The sequence below is a fragment of the Rathayibacter sp. AY1A4 genome, assembly GCF_002930955.1.
Classification (GTDB): Bacteria; Actinomycetota; Actinomycetes; order Actinomycetales; family Microbacteriaceae; genus Rathayibacter.
The window spans coordinates 1-23465 of the sequence record NZ_PSTN01000023.1 but is presented as its reverse complement, the minus strand read 5'-3'; the positions used below and the strand labels follow the sequence as shown (position 1 = coordinate 23465).

The window sequence follows — 23465 nt, the reverse complement described above, 5'->3', positions numbered from 1 at the left end:
CCGGCGCCGGGATGCACGGAGGGAGTCTCCGACATCTGCTGTCCAGCCGAGCGTACCCGGAGGGAGGGCGGAACGTGAGAGGAGATCGGGGACGGGCGCGGCCCGCGCATGCGGCTCGGGTGCCGCGCGGGCCGCGCTGCCTGTCCCCCAGGCGGCCTCCCCATGGGCCGGTTCGACCGTATGCTTCCCGACAGACGTCCGTCAACTCACGCGACATGATGTCTCCTCGGCGGCGTCCGCCGACCGGTCACGAGAACCGCCTCCGGGACTCCTCCGCCGCCGGGAGCGGCCTCGCCGCGGTCTGCGCTCGAGAGGCGTGCGGAGCGGACAGCTCGCCCGCGACGACGTCCGACACGACGCCGGTGGCGTGCTCGACGAGGTCGACGTTCCGGGTCAGCCGCGCGTGGTGGCACGGGCTCGCGTCGACGTCGACCACGAGCTTCGCGAAGCGCAGAGCGTCGCCGAGCCGCGCGAACGGCGAGAGCTCGGCGACGAGGGACGGCACGTCCGCTGCGGCGAGGTAGGTGTAGCGGCAGGTCGAGACCACGTAGTCGTCGACCCCGGCCGTCGCCGATCCGGTCGCGACCATGATGTCGCCGAGGTCGACCGGGGCGCTGGCCAGGCCGAGCGCCACCGCGGCGGTCACCTGGATATCACCCACCAGCGCCGTCACGTGCACGCCGGCGGGCCAGGGCGGCAGGGAGCCGAGCTCGGTCGACCCCGTCCGCAGTCCCTTGCCCGCCGCCGAGGCGAGGGCGTCGATCATCGGCACTCCCGTGCACTCCCCCGCGTGCTCGGCGTCCTCCGAGACGGCGTCCCCGCAGGAGGCGAGCATCGCCGAGACGCTCAGCCGGCTCTGCGGGTCCAGTCCTGCGATCACCGCGGGGCTGACCTGACCGGAGTCGTCGACCATCCGTCCGAGGCGCTCCGCGACGTCGGATCCCGTGTTCGGGGTGCCGAAGGTGAGGACGGACGAGACCATCGAGGCGACGGCGGTCCCGTCGACCGAGCCGCTCAGCGCCTGGCGGGCGGCGAGCCCTCCCATCGAGTGCGCGACGACGACGGCGCGGTGCCCGGTCGCGGAGACGAGGCAGGCGATCGAGGAGGCGAGCGCGTCGCTGATCCCCGGGTCGGTGACCCAGCGCGCGGCGAGCCGGCGGTAGTCGAAGGTGTAGACCGCGGCGCCGTCGATCTGCTGCAGCCGGCCGAGGAGGGACGGCTCGGGAGCGTCGAGCGGAGCGGTCGCCGACTCCGACGACACCATGTCGACGAGATGGGAGAAGGCCCCTGTGCGGTCGGCGTCGTGCGTCGCCGTGCCCAGCCAGCCGTGCAGCATCACGATGGGGACCAGGGCGGCGGCGGAGCGCGGCCGGACGTCGTCGCCCGTGAGCACGGGAGCCAGCTCCGCGACGCCGCAGGACGAGGGTGCGACCGCCTCGGCCGCCTCCGCCCGCTCCGCGGGCACCACGACGACGCCGACCACCACGAGCAGTGCGGCCAGCACGACGATCACGAGTCTCATCCGCGCGTTTCCTCACGTGCCGCGACCAGGACGGGGAACGGGTACAGGCTCGACCCGACGAGCACGCATCGAGTCAATCACCCCGCTCCTGCGGGGGAGGACGCTCGTCGCGAACGGGCGGCCCCCCGTGCGGGTGACCGCGGGCCGGGGACGACGAAGGCCCCGCCGGTGTCCCGACGGGGCCTTCGATCGTTCAGCTCACCTGGATCAGCTGTAGTTGCCCGGCTCGTAGCCGTCGCTCGAGAACGAGTCGAAGTCGACGAACGAGAGGTCGGCGTCGCTGAACGCGGCGTCGTCGGCGAAGATGCGGTTGGGGTACCGCTCGGCCTTCGCCTCCTCGGTCGCCTCGACCGACACGTTCCGGTACTTGGGCAGACCGGTTCCCGCCGGGATCAGCTTTCCGATGATCACGTTCTCCTTCAGGCCCATCAGCGGGTCGCGCTTGCCCTCCATGGCCGCCTGCGTCAGGACGCGGGTGGTCTCCTGGAAGGACGCGGCCGACAGCCACGACTCGGTCGCGAGCGAGGCCTTGGTGATGCCCATGACCTCCTGGCGGGCGGACGCGGTCCGCTTGCCCTCGGTCAGAGCCGCACGGTTGACCTCGCTGTAGCGCGAGCGGTCGACGAGCTCGCCCGGCAGCAGCTCCGTGTCGCCGTGGTCGACCACGGTGACCTTGCGGAGCATCTGACGCACGATGACCTCGATGTGCTTGTCGTGGATCGGCACACCCTGCGAGCGGTAGACGCCCTGGACGCCGCCCACCAGGTGCTTCTGGACCTCGCGGACGCCCAGCACGCGCAGGACCTCCTTGGGGTCGACCGTTCCGACGTGCAGCTGCTGCCCGAGCTCGACGTGCTGGCCGTCCTCGATGAGGAGCTGCGAGCGCTTGAGCACCGGGTAGATGACCGCCTCGTCGCCGTTGTCCGGCTGGAGGATGACGCGGCGGGCACGGTCGGTGTCCTCGATGGTGATCCGGCCGGCGGCCTCCGCGATCGGCGACGCGCCCTTGGGGGTGCGGGCCTCGAAGAGCTCCTGCACGCGGGGAAGACCCTGCGTGATGTCGTCGGCCGAGGCCGATCCACCGGTGTGGAAGGTGCGCATCGTGAGCTGCGTGCCGGGCTCGCCGATCGACTGGGCCGCGATGATGCCGACGGCCTCTCCGATGTCGACGAGCTTGCCGGTGGCGAGCGAGCGGCCGTAGCAGGCCGCGCAGACGCCGACGGCGGACTCGCAGGTCAGGACGGAGCGCACCTTGATGTGGCGCACGCCCGCTCCGACCAGCTTCTCGATGAGCACGTCGCCCACGTCCTCGCCGGCCTCGGCGACGAGCTCGCCGGCCTCGTTCGACGCCGGAGTGGCGAGCGAACGGGCGTAGACGGAGTTCTCGACGTTGGAGTCCTTGATCCAGGCGCCGGTGGCGTCCTGGAGCATGATCGGCAGGTCGAGGCCCTTCGAGGTGCCGCAGTCCTCCTCGCGGATGATGACGTCCTGCGAGACGTCGACGAGTCGACGCGTCAGGTAGCCCGAGTCCGCGGTGCGGAGCGCGGTGTCGGCCAGGCCCTTGCGGGCACCGTGCGTGGCGATGAAGTACTCGGCGACCGACAGGCCCTCGCGGTACGAGGAGATGATCGGTCGGGCGATGATCTCGCCCTTCGGGTTGTTCACCAGGCCTCGCATGCCGGCGATGTTGCGCACCTGCAGCCAGTTGCCGCGGGCACCGGAGGTGACCATGCGGTTGATGGTGTTGTCCGTCGGGAAGTTCGCGCGCATGGCCTTGGCGACCTCGTCGGTCGCCTCGGTCCAGATCTTCACGAGCTCCTGGCGGCGCTCGGCCTGAGTGGTCAGACCCTTGTCGTACTCGGACTCGACCTTCGCGGCCTTCTTCTCGTAGCCCGCGATGATCTCGGGCTTCGACGGAGGCGTGAGGATGTCGGACAGCGCCACGGTGACACCCGAGCGGGTGGCCCAGTAGAAGCCGGCGTCCTTGATCCGGTCGAGCGAGGCGGCGACCTCCACCTTCGGGTAGCGCTCCGCGAGGTCGTTGACGATCCCGGAGATGGTCGTCTTGTCGGCGACCTGCTCGAAGTAGGGGTAGTCGACCGGCAGCGCCTCGTTGAAGAGGGCGCGGCCGAGCGTGGTCTCGAGGAGGACCGGCGCGGTGACCTTGCCGTTCTCGTCGATCTCGACGCCCTCGGGTGCCTGACCCTGCGCGAAGTACACGTCCGACATGCGGATCCTGACCTTCGAGTTCAGGTGCAGCGAGCCCTGGTCCTTCGCGAGGATCGCCTCCGAGACGGAGGAGAACGCGCGGCCCTCGCCGGCGGCGCCCTCGCGGATCGTCGTCAGGTGGTGGAGGCCGATGATCATGTCCTGCGTGGGCAGGGTGACCGGACGGCCGTCCGAGGGCTTGAGGATGTTGTTCGACGCGAGCATCAGGATGCGCGCCTCGGCCTGGGCCTCGACGGACAGCGGCAGGTGGACGGCCATCTGGTCGCCGTCGAAGTCCGCGTTGAACGCGGCGCAGACGAGCGGGTGCAGCTGGATCGCCTTGCCCTCGACCAGCTGGGGCTCGAAGGCCTGGATGCCGAGACGGTGCAGCGTGGGCGCGCGGTTCAGCAGGACGGGGCGCTCGCGGATGATCTCCTCGAGCACGTCCCACACCTGCGGGCGCGAGCGCTCCACCATGCGCTTGGCGGCCTTGATGTTCTGCGCGTGCGACAGGTCGATCAGGCGCTTGATCACGAACGGCTTGAACAGCTCCAGCGCCATCTGCTTGGGCAGACCGCACTGGTGCAGCTTGAGCTGCGGGCCGACGATGATGACCGAGCGGCCCGAGTAGTCGACGCGCTTGCCCAGCAGGTTCTGGCGGAAGCGACCCTGCTTTCCCTTGAGCATGTCGCTCAGGGACTTCAGGGCGCGGTTGCCGGTTCCGGTGACGGGGCGGCCGCGGCGGCCGTTGTCGAAGAGGGCGTCGACCGCCTCCTGGAGCATGCGCTTCTCGTTGTTCACGATGATCTCGGGGGCACCGAGGTCGAGCAGGCGACGGAGTCGGTTGTTGCGGTTGATCACGCGACGGTAGAGGTCGTTCAGGTCGCTGGTCGCGAACCGGCCTCCGTCGAGCTGCACCATCGGGCGCAGCTCCGGCGGGATGACCGGGACGACGTCGAGGACCATCGCGGCCGGCGAGTTGCCGGTGGCGAGGAAAGAGTTGACGACGCGCAGGCGCTTGATGGCGCGGATCTTCTTCTGACCCTTGCCCTCGGCGATCTGCAGGTGCAGCGTCTCGGCCTCGGCCTGGAGGTCGAACTGCTCGAGGCGCTTCTTGATCGCCTCGGCGCCCATGTAGGCCTCGAAGTAGACGCCGTACCGGTCGACGAGCTCGTTGAAGACCGCGTCCTCGGGCTTGAGGTCGCCGACCTTGAGGGTGCGGAACTGCTCCCACACGCTCTCGAGCCGCGCGATGTCCTCGTCGAAGGACTTGCGGATCTGGCCCATCTCCTTCTCGGCGCCGTCCTTGGTGCGGCGCTTCTGGTCGCTCTTGGCGCCCTCCGCCTCCAGGGCGGCGAGGTCGGTCTCCAGGCGCGCCAGACGGTCCGCGATGCGGGAGTCGCGCTGGTCCGAGAGGGTCTTGATCTCGAGCCGGAGCTCGTTCTCGAGCCCGGGCATGTCGGCGTGACGGCCGTCGTCGTCCACGTCGATGATCATGTACGCCGCGAAGTAGATGACCTTCTCGAGGTCCTTCGGCGCCATGTCCAGCAGGTATCCGAGGCGCGAGGGGACGCCCTTGAAGTACCAGATGTGGGTGACGGGGGCGGCGAGCTCGATGTGGCCCATCCGCTCGCGGCGGACCGAGGACTTGGTGACCTCGACGCCGCAGCGCTCGCAGACGATGCCCTTGAAGCGGACTCGCTTGTACTTGCCGCAGGAGCACTCCCAGTCGCGAGAGGGTCCGAAGATCTGCTCGCCGAACAGGCCGTCCTTCTCGGGCTTCAGGGTGCGGTAGTTGATGGTCTCGGGCTTCTTCACTTCACCGTGCGACCAGCGACGGATGTCATCGGCCGTTGCGAGGCCGATGCGCAGCTCATCGAAAGTGGTTACGTCGAGCAATGTTTTCTCCTTGTCGGAAAACAGGGTGTCTCGTCAGAGACGGGAGGTCGTCAGATGCTGGCGCGGATCAGATGTCGTCGACGGAGGACGACTCGAACCGGGAGGAGATGTTGATGCCGAGCTCTTCCGCGGCGCGGTAGACCTCGTCATCGGTGTCGCGCAGGCTGACCGCGGTGCCGTCGGCCGAGAGGACCTCGACGTTCAGGCACAGGGACTGCATCTCCTTGATGAGGACCTTGAAGGACTCCGGGATGCCGGGCTCCTGGATGTTCTCGCCCTTGACGATGGCCTCGTACACCTTCACGCGGCCGAGGATGTCGTCCGACTTGATGGTGAGGAGCTCCTGGAGGGCGTAGGCGGCGCCGTAGGCCTCGAGGGCCCACACCTCCATCTCGCCGAAGCGCTGGCCGCCGAACTGCGCCTTACCACCGAGCGGCTGCTGGGTGATCATCGAGTACGGGCCCGTCGAGCGCGCGTGGATCTTGTCGTCGACGAGGTGGTGCAGCTTCAGGATGTACATGTAGCCGACCGAGACCGGGTCCGGGAAGGGCTCCCCGGAGCGGCCGTCGAACAGCTGCGTCTTGCCGGACGAGCCGATCAGGCGCTCTCCGTCGCGCGTCGGGGTGGTGGAGTCGAGGAGCCCTGCGAGCTCCTCCTCCGCCGCACCGTCGAAGACGGGGGTCGCGACCTTGGTGCCGGGCGCCGCCTCGCGGGCGTGCTCGGGCAGGCGCGCGGCCCACTCCGGCTGACCCTCGACCTTCCAGCCCTGCTTCGCGATCCACCCGAGGTGGATCTCGAGGACCTGGCCGAAGTTCATGCGGCCGGGGACGCCGAGCGGGTTGAGGACGATGTCGACCGGGGTGCCGTCGGCGAGGAACGGCATGTCCTCGACCGGCAGGATCTTCGAGATGACGCCCTTGTTGCCGTGGCGGCCGGCGAGCTTGTCGCCCTCGGTGATCTTGCGCTTCTGGGCGATGTAGACGACCACGCGCTGGTTGACGCCCGAGCCGAGCTCGTCGTCGCCGTCCTGCGCGTCGAACACCTTGACGCCGATGATCGTGCCCTGCTCGCCGTGGGGCACCTTCAGCGACGTGTCGCGGACCTCGCGGCTCTTCTCGTTGAAGATCGCGCGGAGAAGGCGCTCCTCGGCCGAGAGCTCGGTCTCGCCCTTGGGCGTGACCTTGCCGACGAGGATGTCGCCGGGGCGGACCTCGGCGCCGATGCGGATGATGCCGCGCTCGTCCAGGTCGGCCAGGAGCTCGGGGCTGACGTTGGGGAGGTCGCGGGTGATCTCCTCCTTGCCGAGCTTGGTGTCGCGGGCGTCGACCTCGTACTCCTCGATGTGGATCGAGGAGAGGACGTCGTCCTTCACCAGGTTCTGGCTGAGGATGATCGCGTCCTCGAAGTTGTGGCCCTCCCACGGCATGAACGCGACGAGCAGGTTCTTGCCCAGCGCGAGCTCGCCGTTCTCGGTGGCGGGGCCGTCGGCGACGACCTCGCCGACCTCGATGCGCTCGCCGGCCGAGACGACCACGCGGTTGTTGTACGAGGTGCCCTGGTTGGAGCGGTCGAACTTGCGGAGGAAGTAGGTCTGCGTGCCGCCCTCGTCCAGCTGGACGGTGACGGAGTCGGCGGAGACCTCCTGGACGACACCGGCCTTGTCGGCGGTGATGACGTCGCCGGCGTCGATGGCCGCGAAGCCCTCCATGCCGGTTCCGACGACGGGCGACTCGCTGCGCAGCAGCGGGACGGCCTGACGCTGCATGTTCGCGCCCATGAGCGCGCGGTTCGCGTCGTCGTGCTCGAGGAACGGGATCAGCGAGGTCGCGACCGAGACCATCTGGCGCGGCGAGACGTCCATGTAGTGGACGCGCTCGGCGTCGACGAGCTCGACCTCTCCGCCCTTGGGGCGGACCAGGACCTTGCCCTCCGCGAAGCGGAAGTCCTTCGTGAGGGGGGCGTTCGCCTGGGCGACCAGGTACTCGTCCTCCTCGGACGCGGTGAGGTAGTCGATCTGCGAGGTGACGGTGCCGTCGACGACCTTGCGGTACGGGGTCTCGATGAATCCGAAGGAGTTGATGCGCGCGAAGGACGCGAGCGATCCGATCAGGCCGATGTTCGGGCCTTCCGGGGTCTCGATCGGGCACATGCGGCCGTAGTGCGAGGGGTGGACGTCGCGGACCTCGACGCCGGCGCGCTCACGGGAGAGTCCGCCGGGGCCGAGCGCCGACAGGCGGCGCTTGTGGGTCAGACCCGCGAGCGGGTTGTTCTGGTCCATGAACTGCGACAGCTGGCTGGTCCCGAAGAACTCCTTGATCGCGGCGACGACGGGGCGCACGTTGATCAGGGTCTGCGGGGTGATCGCCTCGATGTCCTGCGTGGTCATGCGCTCGCGGACGACGCGCTCCATGCGGGACAGTCCGGTGCGGACCTGGTTCTGGATCAGCTCGCCGACCGCGCGGATGCGGCGGTTGCCGAAGTGGTCGATGTCGTCGACGTCGAGACGCAGCTCGACCGGCTCGCCGTCGCGCACGCCGGGGAGGGCGGTGCGGCCGTCGTGCAGGGCGACCAGGTACTTGATGGTCGCGATGATGTCCTCGACCGTGAGCACCGAGTCGGACAGCGCCTTGTCGATGCCGAGCTTGCGGTTGATCTTGTAGCGGCCGACCTTCGCGAGGTCGTAGCGCTTGGAGTTGAAGTAGAAGTTGTCCAGCAGCGCGCGGGCGGCCTCGGCGGCGACCTGCTCGCCCGGACGGAGCTTGCGGTAGATGTCGCGGAGGGCGTCCTCCTTGGTGAGGATGTTGTCCTTCTCGAGGGTCAGCTCGATCGACTCGTAGCCGGCGAACTGCTCGAGGATCTCCTCGCTCGTCAGGCCGAGGGCCTTGAGGAACACGGTGACCGACTGCTTGCGCTTGCGGTCGATGCGCACGCCGACCTGGTCGCGCTTGTCGATCTCGAACTCGAGCCAGGCGCCGCGGCTCGGGATGACGCGGGCGGAGTAGATGTCCTTGTCGGACGTCTTCTCCTGCTGGCGCTCGAAGTAGACGCCGGGGCTGCGCACGAGCTGGGACACGACGACACGCTCGGTGCCGTTGATGATGAACGTGCCCTTCTCGGTCATCAGCGGGAAGTCGCCCATGAAGACCGTCTGGGTCTTGATCTCACCCGTGAGGTGGTTCATGAACTCGGCCTCGACGTACAGCGGAGCGGCATAGGTCTTGCCGCGCTCCTTGCACTCCTCGATCGTGTACTTCTCGGGCTCGAGGTACGGGTTCGTGAAGCTCAGCTGCATCGTCTCGCTGAGGTCCTCGATCGGGGAGATCTCCTCGAAGATCTCGTCGAGGCCGGAGTTGGCGGGGAGGTCCTCCCGGCCGGCGGCCTTCGCCTCGGCGACGCGGGTCTTCCACGCCTCCGAGCCGACGAGCCAGTCGAAGCTCTCGGTCTGCAGCGCGAGCAGATCCGGAACGGTCAGGGTGTCGCTGATCTTGGCGAACGAGAGACGCGAAGCTCCGCGTCCGTTCTTGGGTGAGGTGGTGGTCGCGGTGGACGCAGCAGCCAAGGAAGGAACCTCCGTAGACCCTCGCGGGTCTCAATCTGTGGGATGTGTGGAGTGGGCTCCCGCCGGACGGGCCGCCACCCCTGCCCGCACGCCGTGCGGACCGAGGCGACTCGGTCTTGGGGGCGGGGCTAGAGTGTGGCAACGGCATCCACCATCTGATGCCGGGTTCCGGTGACCTGCCGACCGCGATATGAGGGCATGGGTACTCGGGAGCGCAAAGTACGAATATAGCCGCATCGCGCCACGCCGCGCAAGTGCGGATGCTTGCGCCGCCCCGCGGGGTCCGGTATACGAGGCCACGGCCTCCCGGATCGATCCGACGGGGCCGGGCGCGGAGACCCGCCGTCCCGCCGCCGCGGCAGACTGGTCGGATGCAGGAACGCACCGGCCGCCGACGCGGAGACGACTCCGAGCACCCCCGCGCCGTGCTCGCCAGCGGGTACACCGCGCGGATCGAGCCCGACCGCCACTCGCCCGAGGCGGCGACCCTGGTCGTCGACGGCACTCCGCAGTCGCACGTCGACCTCGCGGATCCGACGCACCTCTCGTTCGAGTACGTCCGCCGGATCGGCCACGCGATCGACCTCGTCGCCCCCGAGGGCGAGAGCGTCACGGCGCTCCACCTGGGCGCCGGAGCGCTGACCCTCCCCCGCTACGTCGCCGCGACCCGGCCGGGCTCGCGCCAGCAGGTCGTCGAGATCGAGGGCGCTCTGGTCGAGCTGGTGCGCGAGGCGCTCCCGCTCCCCCGCGGGGCGCAGATCCGCATCCGCCAGGGCGACGCCCGCGAGGTGCTCGGCAAGCTGCCGCCCGGGCTGCGCGGCACGGTCGACGTGGTCGTCGTCGACATCTTCTCGGGCGCGCGCACTCCCGCGCACGTGACCAGCGCCGAGTTCTACGGGGCGATCGCGCCGCTGCTCGCCCCCGGCGGCCTGGTCGCGGTGAACGTGGCCGACGGCGGCGCGCTCGCCTTCGCCCGCGCCCAGGCCGCGACGCTCGCCTCCGTCTTCGCGCACACCGCGATCATGACCGACACCCAGATGCTCAAGGCCAAGCGCTTCGGGAACGTGGTGATGCTCGCCTCGGCCGATCCGCTGCCGCTCGACGGCCTGCCGCGGCGCCTCGCCTCCGACCTCGCGCCCTCCAAGCTGGTGCAGGGGCGGGAGCTCGAGAACTTCATCGCCGGCGCCCTCGTCGTCACGGACGAGACCGCCACCCCGTCGCCGCTGCCGGCGCGGAGCATCTTCCAGGTGCGACGGGGCTGACCCGGGCCGCGCGTCGGGGCGCCGTCCGGGGACCCGCCGGTACACTCGACGCCGGGGTCAGCGACCCCGACCGTCCTCTCGTCCGCCGCGCGCGACGATCCGGATCCGCACTCCACGAGGAAGCATCGCCCTGAGCATCATCATCCGCCACGACCCCGCGACCCTCCACGAGGAGATCGACGTCGACGCCGCCCAGGAGCGCCTGGAGGAGATCGGCGCGCTGCGCAGCCTCGCCGCGCTCACCGAGAAGGCGGAGCTGCTGCGCCTGCTCGGGCGCGTCGACGAGGCGTGGGACCTCGCGAACGAGGCCGTCCGCCGCACCCGCTTCTCCGGCGACCGCGCCGAGCTGCTCACCGCCCGCGTCCGCCGCGCCCGCCTCATGCAGCTGCGGGGCCGCACCGACGAGGCCCTCTCGGAGCTCGCGCTCTGCGTCGAGGAGGCGCGCACGCACGAGTGGCACCTCGAGCACTCCTTCGCGCTCAAGCACCGCGGCCTCACCTTCTTCGAGCTGGGCGAGTACGGCCGGGCGATGCGCGACTTCGACGCCGCGACCGCCCTCGGCGAGCGCGTCGGGGTCCCCGAGGAGGAGCTCGAGGTCGCCCGCCTGGGCTACGCCGCCGCCTCCGAGTTCCAGGACGGGACCGACCGCGAGGCCCGCACCGACGGCACCGCCCGCGGCCGCCGCCGCGCCGACGGCGACGAGTCCTAGGCAGCGCCACCGGTGGCCGACCTCGAGGACGTGGCCCGCTGGGCCGACGCGCTGATCGAGGAGCACCTCGACCCCTCCTGGTCCTTCGCGCTCGACCACGCGCGCACCCGCGGCGGCGCCTGCCACTGGACGCGCCGCCGGATCACGGTCTCGCGCCACCTCGCAGCCCGCTGGAGCGACGAGGAGGTCCGGCAGACCCTCCTGCACGAGGTCGCTCACGCGCTCGCGGGGCCCGACGCCGGGCACGGACCGCAGTGGCGGCGGATCGCGGCGCGGCTCGGCTACACGGGATCGCGCACCCACAGCAACCCGACCGCGGACGAGCTCGCGCCGTGGGTCGGCACCTGCCCGGGCGGACACCTCTTCTACCGCCATCGCCGGCCCACCCGGCCCCTGGCCTGCGGCCGCTGCGCGCGCCGGTTCGAGCCCGCGAACGCGATCCAGTGGCGGCGCCGACCGGTCCCGGCGCCGTGACCCCGGACGAGGCCCCGCACGGCGGGCGCACGCCGGTCGCCGGGCAGTGGCTCCCCGAGGCCGACGGCCGGCGCTGGTGGTTCGACTCCGGAAGCCTCGCACTCGACTTCGCCACGACCGGAGCACTGCCTCCGGGAGCGGCCGAGCACCTCGACTCCGATGCCGCCCTGGCCGCCTGGCTCGCCGAGCGCTTCGAGGCGGTCGGCCCCGAGAGCCGGGACGCGCGCCTCGACGACGCGCTGATGCTCCGAGGCGCGATCGCCCGGCTGGCCGTCGCGGCCGAGGCCGGCACCGCGCTCGACCCGCGCGACGTCGACGTGGTCAACCTGGTCGCGGCGATGCCCGACATCCCACCGGTGCTGGGCGGAGGGTCGCGGCAGGCAGGACGGCTCCATGCGGCGGGCAGGCAGGCGCTCGCGTCCATCGCCCGGGAGGCCGTGGGGCTGCTGGGCCCGGCCGTGGCCGGACGGCTGAGGCGCTGCGCGGATCCGGAGTGCCGGATGCTCTACCTCGACACGTCCCGCGCCGGCTCGCGCCGCTGGTGCTCGATGCAGCGTTGCGGGAACCGGTCGAAGGTCCGGGCGTACCGGGCGCGCGCCGCCGCCCCGCGCGGCTGACGCACCGCCGCGGCACCGGGAGCGGCACCGCGGCGGGACGGGTCAGTCGGAGACGCGGACCGAGCGGTCGAAGGCGACGTAGCCCGAGAAGTCCTTGCCGACGCGGTCGAACGCCGTCGGGTAGGGGTGCGGGTACGACCAGGCCTTGTCCTTCTGCAGGCCGTCGCCGGTCTGCACCGAGAAGTACTGGCACTCGCCCTTCCACGGGCAGGTGTAGGGCGTGGGGCTCTCGACGAGCACGCCCTCGGCGATGCTCGACGGCGGGAAGTACCAGTTGCCCTCGATCGAGATCAGGTCGGAGTCGGGGGCGTCGGCGAGGACGACGTCGTTGAGGACGGCTTTCATGCGGGCCAGCTTTCGGTCGGGGCGGGGGGGCGGAGGGACCGCCTCCGCCGAACGCTACGCCGAGGGCGGGCGAGTGGTCGAGGCGGCGGCTCGGATCCGCAGGGGCTTGTGCGCTCCGCGGACGCCCTGCACCGCTCGGAGGCCGCGCCCGCCGGAGCGGCGGGTCAGCGGAGGACCGACACCTCGTCGACGGCGTCGACCCGGGCGGCGGCGCGGACCTCGTCCGCCCGCCCCTCGGCGGCGAGCAGGCGGCCGGACTCGGACGCGGTGAGCAGGTGCGCGCACGCCCGGCGCAGGCCCTCGTAGGACGCGCAGGCCACCGCGGCCTCGGGCGAGACGTGGTCGATGCCCAGTCCGATGAGCGCGTCGACGACGGCGCCGGCCGCCAGCTGGTCCTCCATCGCGAACCGCGCCGCTCCGCTGTCATCAATGTCGCCGAGGGCGACCACGTTGACGCTGGTGCGCCCGCCGTTCTCGTGCTGGCGCTCCAGGATCCAGCGGGCGACGGCCGAGCGGTCGGCCAGGCCCGCGCGGACGACGCGGCCCTCCACTCCCCCGAGGTCGGGGCTCTCGCCTCCGGGCAGAGCGTCGACGAGCACCGTGACGTGGGCGGGGGCGAGCACGCGGAGGGCGCGGGCCCCCCACTCGAAGCGGATCTGGTAGGTCGACTGGTCGACGGAGGCGGCGGGAGCGGTCACCCTGACACGGTAGCGAGCACCGGAGGCGCATACACGTCCGGGGCTCCGCGCGCACCCGGTTCCCGCGCAGGGGCGGGCGGAGGAGGATGTCCCTCGTGAAGGTGATGCTCAAGCACGTGCTCGACACCGACGCCGACTCCGCCTGGCGCGCCCTGCAGAGTCCGGCCGTGTTCCGGGAGGTGATGTCCCCGCTCCTGACCGCCGCGTCGCTGGACGAGGGCGGCTTCCGCCCGACCTGGGGGCTCGGCTCCCACGAGGTCGCGATGGACGCCCTCGGGATCGTGCCGATGGGCGCGCAGGAGATCGACCTCTCCTACCGCCGCGTCCCCTCGATGCCCGACGTGCGGATCCTGCGCGACAGCGGCGGACCGCTCACCGGCTCGCTCCGCCTCATCACCGCGTGGGACCACCGCATGGCCGTCGCCCCGCTCCCCGACGGGCGCACGCTCTTCCGCGACCGCCTCGAGTTCTCGGCGGGCCTCGCCTCGGCCGCGCTCTGGCCGTCGATGTGGGCGTTCTGGCAGTGGCGCGGCATCCGCATCCGCTCCCTCGCCCCGTCCTGGCGCCACGATGTCGGTGCCGACACCCGCCCGCGCGGGGAGTCCGCCGCATGAGCCCCGACGGTGTCGCCGAGGAGGAGACCGAGCTGTCGCGCTCGGAGCTCCTGCGCCTCCAGTGGCCCTCCGCCGACGAGGAGGAGCAGGACGACGACGGCGTCTCGCCCCGCCGCCGCCTCACGAACGCGGTCGAGGTGTCGGACTGGCGCCGCCACGTCCAGGCCCTCTACGCGGAGGTGCGCCGGCTCTCGAACGTGGACCTGCTCGCCGCGCACGCGTCCTGGATCCGCGGGCGCAACGCGCTCTTCGCGCAGCACCCCTCCACCCCCCTCCTCCCGGCCGACCGTGCGCACTTCCGCTCGCTGCCGATCGCGCCCTACGACGCGGCCTGGCGCTTCGAGCTCGAGGTGGCCCCCGCCGAGGAGGCGCGGCGGATGGACGTGGAGACCGGCACCGACGGCACCGTCCCCTTCGAGCTGATCGGCACGGTCGAGGTGCCGGACGCCGGCAGCCTCGACGTCTGGCGCCTCGCGTCCTACGGCGGAGGCCTGTTCCTGCCGGTCAAGGACGCCCTCGCGGGGACACCCGGCGGCACCTACGGCGGTGGCCGCTACCTCCTGGACACCGTGAAGGGCGCCGACCTCGGTCCGGGCTCCGCCCCGGGGACGCTGGTCCTCGACTTCAACTTCGCCTACAACCCCTCCTGCGCCTACGACCCGGCCTGGGCCTGCCCGCTCGCCCAGGCGGGCAACCGGCTGCCGGTCGAGGTGCCGGTCGGCGAGCGCTACCGGGGCTGACACCGACCCTGGACGTTCTCGGAGGGGCGGCCGATAGCCTCCGGGCGGCGCCGTCGTGCGCCGGAAAGCAGGAAAGCCGCATGCCCCGTCCCGTCCTCCTCGTCACCGGAACCTCCACCGGCATCGGCCGCGCCACAGCGATCGAGGCCGCGCGCGCGGGCTGGCGGGTGGTCGCCACGGTGCGGGATCCGGAGCGGGCGGAGGGCCTGCGCGCCGCCGCCGCCGAGGCCCGCGTCGAGCTCGACCTGCGGGCGCTCGACGTGACCGACGCGGACTCCGTCGCCGGCTGCCTCCGCGCCGTGGAGGAGGAGCTCGGCGGTCTCGACGCCCTCGTGAACAACGCCGGAGCCGGCCACCTCGGCACCCTCGAGCTGGAGGATCCGGAGGAGCTGCGCCGCGTGATGGAGGTCAACTTCTTCGGCACCGTCGCGGTCACCCGCGCCGCGCTGCCGATGCTGCGCTCGTCCCGCGGCCGCATCGTCACCGTCTCGAGCGTCGGCGGCGCGATCGGGCAGCCGTTCAACGAGGACTACTGCGCGGCGAAGTTCGCGGTCGAGGGGTTCTTCGAGGCGCTCGCCCCGGTCGCCGCCTCCGTCGGCGTCCACGTGTCGCTGATCGAGCCGGGAGCGGTCCGCAGCAGCTTCGTCGAGAACGTCGGCATCGACGCGGCGGCGATGCTCGCGCAGGCCGGCCCCTACGCGCCGGCGCTCGGCGCCTACCTCGACCGCGCCGCGTCGTCCTTCTCCTCGACCCACGCGCAGGACCCGTCCGACGTCGCCGCCGTCATCCTGAAGACCCTGCGCGACCCGGAGCCGGCCTTCCGCGTGCAGACCTCGGACTGGGCGGGCGACTTCGTCGGGACCAAGCTGAGCGACCGCGACGGCTCCCGCGTGCAGGCCGCGATGCGCGGATGGATCGGCATCCACTAGAGTGGGATGGTGCGAGCGCAGCGACTGCGCTCCCCCGCGTCGTAGAACGCCCCTTGTCCCCTAGGACTCTGACCGTCGAGGATCCGTCCCGACCATCTGGCGCACGTGCATGAGGCCCCCGGCCGCGCGCACCGAATCGTACGGCGAACGGATGTGACCACCGTCACCTTCGCCCGAACGCCGATCACCCGCGCCCCGGCCACCGCCCGCGCGTCCTCGATCGGCATGATGCCCCCGAAAGGCACCACTCCATGTCGAACACCCCCCTCTCCTTCAGCGCCCTCGGCGTGCCGGCCCCCCTCGTGGCCGCGCTCACCGCGAGCGGCATCACCGAGCCCTTCCCGATCCAGGTCGACACGCTGCCCGACACCCTCGGCGGACGCGACGTCCTCGGCCGCGGCAAGACCGGCTCCGGCAAGACCCTCGCCTTCTCCATCCCGATGATCGCCCGACTCGGCGGCTCGCTCGCCGGCGGACGCCGCCGCCCCGGCCGCCCGCTCGGACTCGTCCTCGCGCCGACCCGCGAGCTCGCCACGCAGATCACCGCCGCGATGCAGCCCCTCGCCGACGCGTACGGCATCGTCACCACCACGATCTTCGGAGGCGTCTCGCAGCAGCGCCAGGTCGCCGCGCTCAAGCAGGGCGTCGACATCGTCGTGGCCTGCCCGGGCCGCCTCGAGGACCTGATGAAGCAGGGCTTCGTGAACCTCGACGCCGTCGAGATCACCGTGCTCGACGAGGCCGACCACATGGCCGACCTCGGCTTCCTGCCGGTCGTCACGCGCATCCTCGACAAGACCCCCCGCGGCGGGCAGCGCCTGCTGTTCTCCGCGACGCTCGACAACGGCGTGGACAAGCTGGTCAAGAAGTACCTCCAGAACGAGGTGCTCCACTCGGTCGACGAGGCCAACTCGCCGGTCGCGCTGATGACCCACCACGTGTTCGAGGTCGACGGCCTCGACGCCAAGAACGCTCTCGTGAAGACGCTCGCGTCCGGCACCGGCCGCCGCATCCTCTTCATGCGCACCAAGCACCACGCGAAGAAGCTCGCCAAGCAGCTCACCGGCCAGGGCATCCCCGCGGTCGACCTGCACGGCAACCTCTCGCAGGTCGCCCGCGACCGGAACCTCGCCGCGTTCGGCGCCGGCACCGTCAAGGTCCTCGTCGCCACCGACGTCGCCGCCCGCGGTGTGCACGTCGACGACGTCGAGCTCGTCATCCACGTCGACCCGCCGATGGAGCACAAGGCGTACCTGCACCGCTCGGGCCGCACCGCCCGCGCCGGCAGCGAGGGAGACGTCGTCACCGTCGTCCTGCCCACGCAGCGCAGCGACGTGAAGACCCTCCTCCGCAAGGCCGCGATCCAGGTCGCGCCCCAGCAGGTGACGGCCGACTCGGCCGCCGTCGCGAAGCTCGTCGGCGACGTCGCTCCGTACGTCACCCCCAGCGCCGTCGTCGAGCCCGTCCGGGGCCAGTCGCAGGGCGGACGCTCGCAGGGCGCCAACGCGCAGCGCAAGCGCGCGGCCCGCACCGAGGGCACCGCCGCACCCCGCGGCGGACGCTCGACGGGTGCCGCGACCGGCGGAGGCGACCGCCCCCGCCGCGACCGCACCGCCGCCGAGGGACCCGCCCGCGGCGGCGCCCGCGGCGGCCGCAGCCGCTCGGCCGCCGGCGCCCCCTCGACCTCGGGCGGATCGCGCTCGTTCTACAGCACCGCGACCGGCGGAGCAGCCTCGGCCGCTCCCGCCCGCGAGTCCGCCGGCGGCGGCGCCCGCCGCGGCGGCCGCCGCGCGCAGGGCTGAATCGTTTTGTGCGCCGCGGAGCGGCGCACCGCGGTCGACTTCAAGGACGGTCGCGGCGCGCAGAGCGTGTCGCGACCGGCTAGGTCCGATCCGCTCACACGCGGATCGACCGTTCGCCTCGTGGGCAGCCGCGGAGCGGCGCACCGCGGTCGGCTTCAAGCACGGTTGCGACGCGCAGAGCGTGTCGCGACCGGCTAGGTCCGATCCGCTCACACGCGGATCGACCGTTCGCCTCGCGGGGAGCCGCGGAACGGCGCACCGCGGTCGGCTTCAAGCACGGTTGCGATACGCAGAGCGTGTCGCGACCGGTTAGGCCGATCCGCTCGCACGCGGATCGACCGTTCGCCTCGCGGGGAGCGGCTGGTCCGGGGGCTGGGTGATCGGTGATCGCACGTCAACGCTCGTCCTGATCAGGACGCCGACATCACGAAGGGCCGGGGCCCGCGACTACTGGTCGCGGGCCCCGGCCCTTCGTCGTTCCCGCTTCACCTCTTCGAGCGGAGTCCCGCGCAGGGAGCTCCGGAAGTCCTCACCGCGTCCTGATCAGGCGATCCCCTGCTGCGCCGTCGTCGGGCAGGGGCGCCGCCTCTCCTCGCCCGGTCACAGAGGTCCCGTGGATGCCGGATCCACGAGCCGAACGGCCGAGTCGCGTGCCGACGGATCGGTCCAGGCGGACGCACGATGCTCCAGCCGGCCTGCTGTCCCTGCGAGCCGACCGCGGCGCGCCGCTATCGGCGCAGGAAGCACCGCGGCCGATCCGCGCCGCTAGGACAGGCGGCCGACGGAAGCGAGCGCGGCGCGGATCAGAGCGCCCCGCCCGCCCTCCATCTCGGCGGAGATCGCGTCGGAGCAGGCCTCGCCGGGGGTCATCCAGGTGAGCTCGAGGGCGTCCTGGCGGGGGTCGCAGGTGCCGGTGACGGGCACGACGTAGGCGAGGGAGACCGCGTGCTGGCGGTCGTCGGTGAACGGTCCCATGCCGGGCATCGGGAAGTACTCGGCGACGTGGAAGGGGAGCGGGCTCGCGGGGAGGAGGGGGAAGGCCATGGGGCCGAGATCCTTCTCGAGGTGGCGGAACAGCGCGTCGCGCAGCGTCTCGCCGTACATCACGCGGCCCGAGACGATCGTGCGGGTGATCTGGCCGGAGGGGGTCGCGCGCAGGAGCACGCCGACCTCGGTGACCTGCCCGAGCCCGTCGACCCGGACGGGCACGGCCTCCACGTACAGCAGCGGGAGCCGCCGGCGGATCTCGGCGAGTTCGTCGTCGGACAGCCACCCGGAGTTCGGGTCAGGGGTGCGCACGCTCATGCAGCCATTCTCACCCTTCGCGGCTGGTGTTCCGACCGGCGGCGGCGATCCCGCACTCAGGGGGATGATGGTGCGATGGGAATCGACGCGAACGCGGTGCTGTGGTCCTCCTCCGAGCGCGACCGCGTCGGCAGGCCCCTCCTGGTGCTGCTGCACGGCTACGGCTCGCACGAGGGGGACCTGTTCTCGCTCGGCGCCTACCTGCCGCTGGAGCCGGTCCTCGCGTCCCTCCGGGCGCCTCTCGCCCTGGGCGGCGGGGCGAACGCGTGGTGGCCGCTCCGGGTGCCGCTGGTGCCTGATGAGCCGCGGGCCGATCCCGAGGCCGTCGAGGCGGCGGCGGCGGGGGTGATCGAGTGGCTCGACGCTCTGGGGCACCCGGGTCCGGTGGGGCTGCTGGGCTTCTCCCAGGGCGCCGCGCTGGCGGTGCAGCTGCTTCGGCGCGCGCCGGGCCGCTTCGCCTTCGCGGTCGCTCTGTCCGGGTTCGTGGTCCCGCTCGCCGAGGGCGACGACGCGGACGAGCGACTCGCCCGCGAGCGTCCTCCGGTGTTCTGGGGCCGCGGGACGCTCGACACGGTGATCCCGGAGGAGCTCGTGCGGGACGCGGCGGCCTGGTTCCCGGAGCACACGGCGCTCGACGCCCGGGTCTACGAGGGCGTCGCCCACGGAGTCGGGCAGGCCGAGCTCGCCGACATCGGCACGTTCGTGCGTCTCGGCTTCGCCTGACGGGCGGACTCCCCCGCGTCAAGGGCTCGCCCCCGGGCCGCGGCCCCGGCAATGTCGGAGGTGGCAGGGAGGATGGGTGCATGCCGGACGTCCTCGAGCGCTTCTCCCCCGCCACGCGCGCGTGGTTCGAGGGCGCGTTCCCGGCGCCGACCGCCGCCCAGGAGGGCGCCTGGTCGGCCATCTCGAGTGGAGCGCATGCCCTCGTGGTCGCTCCCACCGGCTCCGGCAAGACGCTCTCGGCCTTCCTCTGGGCGATCGACCGGCTCGTGCAGGGCCCGCCGCCGGAGGATCCGCAGCACCGCACGCGCGTGCTCTACGTCTCGCCGCTGAAGGCTCTCGGCGTCGACGTCGAGCGCAACCTCCGCTCGCCGCTCGTCGGCGTCACCCAGACGGCGCTGCGGCTGAGCGCCGAGGGCATCGGCAGCGCGCCGGCCACGGTCACCGTCGGGGTGCGGTCGGGAGACACGCCCGCCGCCGAGCGGCGCGTGCTGCAGAAGACGCCGCCGGACATCCTGATCACGACCCCCGAGTCGCTCTACCTCATGCTCACCTCGGCGGCGCGCGAGTCGCTCCGCGGCGTCGAGACGGTCATCGTCGACGAGGTCCACGCGGTCGCGTCGACCAAGCGCGGGGCGCACCTCGCCGTCTCCCTCGAGCGGCTCGACGCCCTGCTCCCGAAGCCGGTGCAGCGCATCGGCCTCTCGGCGACGGTGCGCCCGCGCGAGGAGGTGGCCCGGTTCCTCGCCGGCCGCTCCCCGGTCGCGATCGTGGCTCCGGCGTCCGAGAAGCAGTGGGACCTCAGCGTCGTCGTCCCGGTCGAGGACATGTCCGAGCTGGGGACGGCGGCTCCGCAGGACGGATCGACGATGGGGGCCACCGGTCCGCAGAGCGGGTCGATCTGGCCGCACGTCGAGGAGTCGATCGTCGACCGGGTCCTCGCGCACACCTCCTCCATCGTCTTCGCGAACTCCCGCCGTCTCGCCGAGCGGCTGACCGCCCGGCTCAACGAGATCTACGCCGAGCGCCGCGAGCTCGCCGCGGAGCGGGCGCGCGAGGCGGGCGAGCCCGTCGCCGTCGGGGCCCTGCTCGCCGAGGCGGCCTCCTCCTCCGTCCGCCGCTCCCCGGCCGAGGCGATGGGAGCGGCCGGGGGCACGAGCGGCAGCGGGCAGTCCGCGCCCGACGAGGAGCCGCTGCTCGCCCGCGCCCACCACGGCTCGGTGAGCAAGGAGCAGCGCGCGATCATCGAGGACGACCTGAAGTCCGGCCGCCTGCGCTGCGTGGTCGCGACCTCGAGCCTCGAGCTGGGGATCGACATGGGCGCGGTCGACCTCGTCGTCCAGGTCGAGACGCCGCCCTCGGTCGCGAGCGCCCTGCAGCGCGTGGGTCGAGCCGGCCACCAGGTCGGCGAGGTCTCGCGCGGGTCCTTCTACCCCAAGCACCGGGCCGACCTGCTCCACTCCGCCGTGACGACGGAGCGGATGCGCTCGGGCCTGATCGAGGCGATCGCCGTCCCCGCGAACCCGCTCGACATCCTCGCGCAGCAGACCGTCGCCGCGACCGCCCTCGAGAGCCTCGACGTGGACGACTGGTTCGACACCGTCCGCCGCAGCGCCCCCTTCGTGTCCCTGCCCCGCTCCGCCTACGAGGCGACCCTCGACCTCCTCTCGGGCCGCTACCCCTCCGACCAGTTCGCGGAGCTGCGGCCGCGCCTCGTCTGGGACCGCGACGCGAACACGCTCACCGGCCGGCCCGGCGCCCAGCGCCTCGCCGTCACCAGCGGCGGCACCATCCCCGACCGCGGGCTCTTCGGCGTGTTCATGGTCGGCGAGCCGGGCTCGACCGGCAACCGCGTCGGAGAGCTCGACGAGGAGATGGTCTACGAGTCCCGCGTCGGCGACGTCTTCGCGCTCGGAGCCACCAGCTGGCGCATCCAGGAGATCACCTACGACCGCGTGATCGTGACGCCGGCGTTCGGCGAGCCCGGGCGCCTCCCGTTCTGGAAGGGCGACTCGCAGGGGCGCCCCGCCGAGCTCGGCGAGGCGATCGGGGCGTTCACCCGCGAGGTGGGCGCCGCCGCCCCCGAGACGGCCCGCGAGCGCTGCACGGCGGCCGGGCTCGACGAGTACGCGACCAACAACCTCCTCTCCTTCCTCGACGAGCAGCGCCTGGCCACCGGGCAGATCCCGGACGACCGCACCCTCGTGCTCGAGCGCTTCCGCGACGAGCTGGGCGACTGGCGGCTGGTGCTGCACTCCCCGTACGGGATGCAGGTGCACTCGCCGTGGGCGCTCGCCATCGGCGCTCGCGTCCGCGAGCGGCACGGCGTCGACGGAGCGGCGATGGCCGGGGACGACGGCATCGTCGTGCGGATCCCCGACACCGAGTCGGAGCCGCCGGGCTCCGAGCTGTTCCTGTTCGAACGCGAGGAGCTGGAGCAGCTGGTCACGAGCGAGGTCGGCGGCTCCGCCCTCTTCGCCGCCCGGTTCCGCGAGTGCGCGGCACGGGCGCTCCTGCTCCCGAGGTACAACCCGGGCAAGCGCTCCCCGCTCTGGCAGCAGCGGCAGCGGGCGGCGCAGCTCCTCGACGTCGCCCGCACCTACCCGACCTTCCCGATCATCCTCGAGACCGTCCGCGAGTGCCTCCAGGACGTCTACGACCTGCCCGCGCTGCTCCGGCTCGCCGCACGGCTGGACGGGCGCGAGCTGCGGATCCTCGAGGTCGAGACGCCGACCGCCAGTCCGTTCGCGCGGTCCATGCTCTTCGGCTACGTCGCGGCCTTCATGTACGAGGGCGACAGCCCGCTCGCCGAGCGCCGTGCCGCGGCGCTCTCGGTCGACGCGACGCTCCTCGGCGAGCTGCTCGGCCGGGCGGAGCTGCGCGAGCTGCTCGACCCGGCCGTCCTCGCGCAGATCGAGCGCGAGCTGCAGCGCGTCGAGCCCGAGCGCCGCCTCCGCGGGCTCGAGGGCGCCGCCGACCTGCTCCGGCTGCTCGGCCCGCTGACGCTCGACGAGCTCGGGGAGCGCCTGGTCGACGAATCGGTCGCCTCGGCGGACGTCGCGAAGGCGCCCGCGATCGAGCGCGCGGTGCTCGAGGCCGACGTGGCCGCGCTCGTGAAGGCCAAGCGCGTCCTGCCCGTGGGCCTCGGCGGTGAGCAGCGGTACGCCGCGATGGAGGACGCCTCCCGGCTCCGCGACGCTCTCGGCGTGCCCCTGCCGATCGGCGTCCCCGTCGCCTTCATCGACCCGGTCCGCGATCCGCTCGGCGACCTCGTCGCCCGCTACGCGCGCACCCACGGCCCCTTCACCGCCGCCGCCGTCGCCACCCGCCTGGGCCTCGGAGTCGCGGTCGTCACCGACACCCTGCGCCGCCTCGCGGGCGAGCGCCGCGTCTCGGAGGGCGAGTTCCGCCCCACCGGCACCGGGACCGAGTGGTGCGATGCCGAGGTGCTGCGCCGCCTGCGCAGCCGCTCTCTCGCCGCGCTCCGCAAGGAGGTGGAGCCGGTGGATGCGGCCGCGTACGCCCGCTTCCTCCCCGCCTGGCAGCACGTCGGCGGCTCGCTCCGCGGCATCGACGGCGTGGCCTCCGTGATCGACCAGCTGGCCGGCGCGCCCATCCCCGCGTCCGCCTGGGAGTCGCTGATCCTGCCCGCCCGGGTGCGCGACTACTCCCCCGCGATGCTCGACGAGCTCACCGCGACCGGCGAGGTCCTCTGGGCCGGCGCGGGCACCCTGCCCGGCAACGACGGCTGGGTGAGCCTCCATCTCGCCGACACGGCAGGGCTGACCCTCCCCGTCCCCGCCGCCGAGTCCGTGACCCTGACCGAGCTCCAGCAGGAGATCGTCGGCGTGCTCGGCTCGGGCGGCGGCTACTTCTTCCGCCAGCTCTCCGACGCGGTCGGCTCCACCGACGACGCGGGCCTCGTCGAGGCCCTGTGGGAGCTGGTCTGGGCCGGGCTCGTCACGAACGACACCCTGGCGCCGCTGCGCACCCTCGTCGGCTCGACCGGCGGCGCCAGGGTGTCGTTCGTGACGAGCCCGGCCCAGACCAGCTCCCACAGGG

Annotated in this window: 16 protein-coding genes; 10 read left to right on the top strand and 6 right to left on the bottom strand. The window is 72.4% G+C overall.

Annotated elements, in window-relative coordinates:
• Window positions 1–247: 247 nt before the first annotated feature.
• The 3 genes from C5B92_RS13155 to rpoB all read right to left on the bottom strand — a co-directional run bounded on the left by C5B92_RS13155 (window position 248) and on the right by rpoB (window position 9188).
• Window positions 248–1522 carry a triacylglycerol lipase gene (locus tag C5B92_RS13155; RefSeq protein WP_104255696.1) on the bottom strand — a complete coding sequence of 425 codons (1275 nt, stop codon included), beginning with the start codon at window positions 1520–1522 and terminating at the stop codon, window positions 248–250.
• A 207-nt stretch (window positions 1523–1729) separates the two neighbouring features.
• Window positions 1730–5629 (bottom strand): DNA-directed RNA polymerase subunit beta', encoded by a 3900-nt coding sequence (locus C5B92_RS13150; RefSeq protein ID WP_104224580.1) that lies wholly within the window; start codon window positions 5627–5629, stop codon window positions 1730–1732.
• 67 nt (window positions 5630–5696) lie between these two features.
• Window positions 5697–9188, bottom strand: a complete 3492-nt coding sequence (gene rpoB / locus C5B92_RS13145; RefSeq protein ID WP_104224581.1) for a DNA-directed RNA polymerase subunit beta — start codon at window positions 9186–9188, stop codon at window positions 5697–5699.
• A gap of 371 nt (window positions 9189–9559) precedes the next feature.
• On the opposite strand from rpoB, the gene C5B92_RS13140 reads away from it, so the two are divergent.
• From C5B92_RS13140 to C5B92_RS13125, 4 genes are all read left to right on the top strand, one after another.
• Window positions 9560–10450 carry a spermidine synthase gene (locus tag C5B92_RS13140; RefSeq protein WP_104255695.1) on the top strand — a complete coding sequence of 297 codons (891 nt, stop codon included), beginning with the start codon at window positions 9560–9562 and terminating at the stop codon, window positions 10448–10450.
• Window positions 10451–10829: 379 nt separating this feature from the next.
• Entirely contained in the window at window positions 10830–11159 is a 330-nt protein-coding gene (locus C5B92_RS17375) for a hypothetical protein (protein WP_181027192.1), read from the top strand.
• 12 nt (window positions 11160–11171) lie between these two features.
• Complete coding sequence (locus tag C5B92_RS13130) at window positions 11172–11633, top strand: SprT-like domain-containing protein (protein ID WP_104250885.1); 462 nt, start codon at window positions 11172–11174, stop codon at window positions 11631–11633.
• Window positions 11603–12250 (top strand): CGNR zinc finger domain-containing protein, encoded by a 648-nt coding sequence (locus C5B92_RS13125; RefSeq protein ID WP_258061440.1) that lies wholly within the window; start codon window positions 11603–11605, stop codon window positions 12248–12250. Before C5B92_RS13130 ends, C5B92_RS13125 begins: the two co-directional genes overlap by 31 nt.
• A gap of 42 nt (window positions 12251–12292) precedes the next feature.
• On the opposite strand, the gene C5B92_RS13120 is transcribed toward C5B92_RS13125, so the two are convergent.
• Both C5B92_RS13120 and C5B92_RS13115 read right to left on the bottom strand, forming a co-directional pair.
• The gene (locus C5B92_RS13120) at window positions 12293–12595 is read right to left on the bottom strand and encodes a DUF427 domain-containing protein (RefSeq protein ID WP_104224584.1); all 303 of its coding nucleotides are present in this window, start codon (window positions 12593–12595) and stop codon (window positions 12293–12295) included.
• A gap of 164 nt (window positions 12596–12759) precedes the next feature.
• Window positions 12760–13293 carry a 2-phosphosulfolactate phosphatase gene (locus C5B92_RS13115; protein ID WP_104350479.1) on the bottom strand — a complete coding sequence of 178 codons (534 nt, stop codon included), beginning with the start codon at window positions 13291–13293 and terminating at the stop codon, window positions 12760–12762.
• A gap of 86 nt (window positions 13294–13379) precedes the next feature.
• On the opposite strand from C5B92_RS13115, the gene C5B92_RS13110 reads away from it, so the two are divergent.
• From C5B92_RS13110 to C5B92_RS13095, 4 genes are all read left to right on the top strand, one after another.
• Window positions 13380–13907, top strand: coding sequence for a hypothetical protein (locus C5B92_RS13110; protein ID WP_104238079.1), 528 nt, complete (start codon window positions 13380–13382; stop codon window positions 13905–13907).
• A complete protein-coding gene (locus C5B92_RS13105; RefSeq protein WP_104233931.1) occupies window positions 13904–14647 on the top strand; it encodes a DUF1684 domain-containing protein in 744 nt (247 codons plus the stop codon). The genes C5B92_RS13110 and C5B92_RS13105 overlap by 4 nt, the downstream gene beginning before the upstream one ends.
• A gap of 80 nt (window positions 14648–14727) precedes the next feature.
• Entirely contained in the window at window positions 14728–15576 is an 849-nt protein-coding gene (locus C5B92_RS13100; RefSeq protein ID WP_104308445.1) for an SDR family oxidoreductase, read from the top strand.
• A 251-nt stretch (window positions 15577–15827) separates the two neighbouring features.
• Entirely contained in the window at window positions 15828–17378 is a 1551-nt protein-coding gene (locus C5B92_RS13095; RefSeq protein ID WP_104225114.1) for a DEAD/DEAH box helicase, read from the top strand.
• Window positions 17379–18143: 765 nt separating this feature from the next.
• Here C5B92_RS13095 and C5B92_RS13090 read toward each other — a convergent pair.
• Window positions 18144–18683, bottom strand: a complete 540-nt coding sequence (locus C5B92_RS13090) for an NUDIX hydrolase family protein (RefSeq protein ID WP_104350478.1) — start codon at window positions 18681–18683, stop codon at window positions 18144–18146.
• A gap of 75 nt (window positions 18684–18758) precedes the next feature.
• Between C5B92_RS13090 and C5B92_RS13085 the strand changes: the two genes are divergently transcribed.
• Window positions 18759–19406, top strand: a complete 648-nt coding sequence (locus C5B92_RS13085) for an alpha/beta hydrolase (RefSeq protein ID WP_104226771.1) — start codon at window positions 18759–18761, stop codon at window positions 19404–19406.
• Between the two features lie 80 nt (window positions 19407–19486).
• Window positions 19487–23465: ATP-dependent helicase (locus C5B92_RS13080; RefSeq protein WP_104350477.1), on the top strand; the 3979-nt coding region annotated here is incomplete at its 3' end.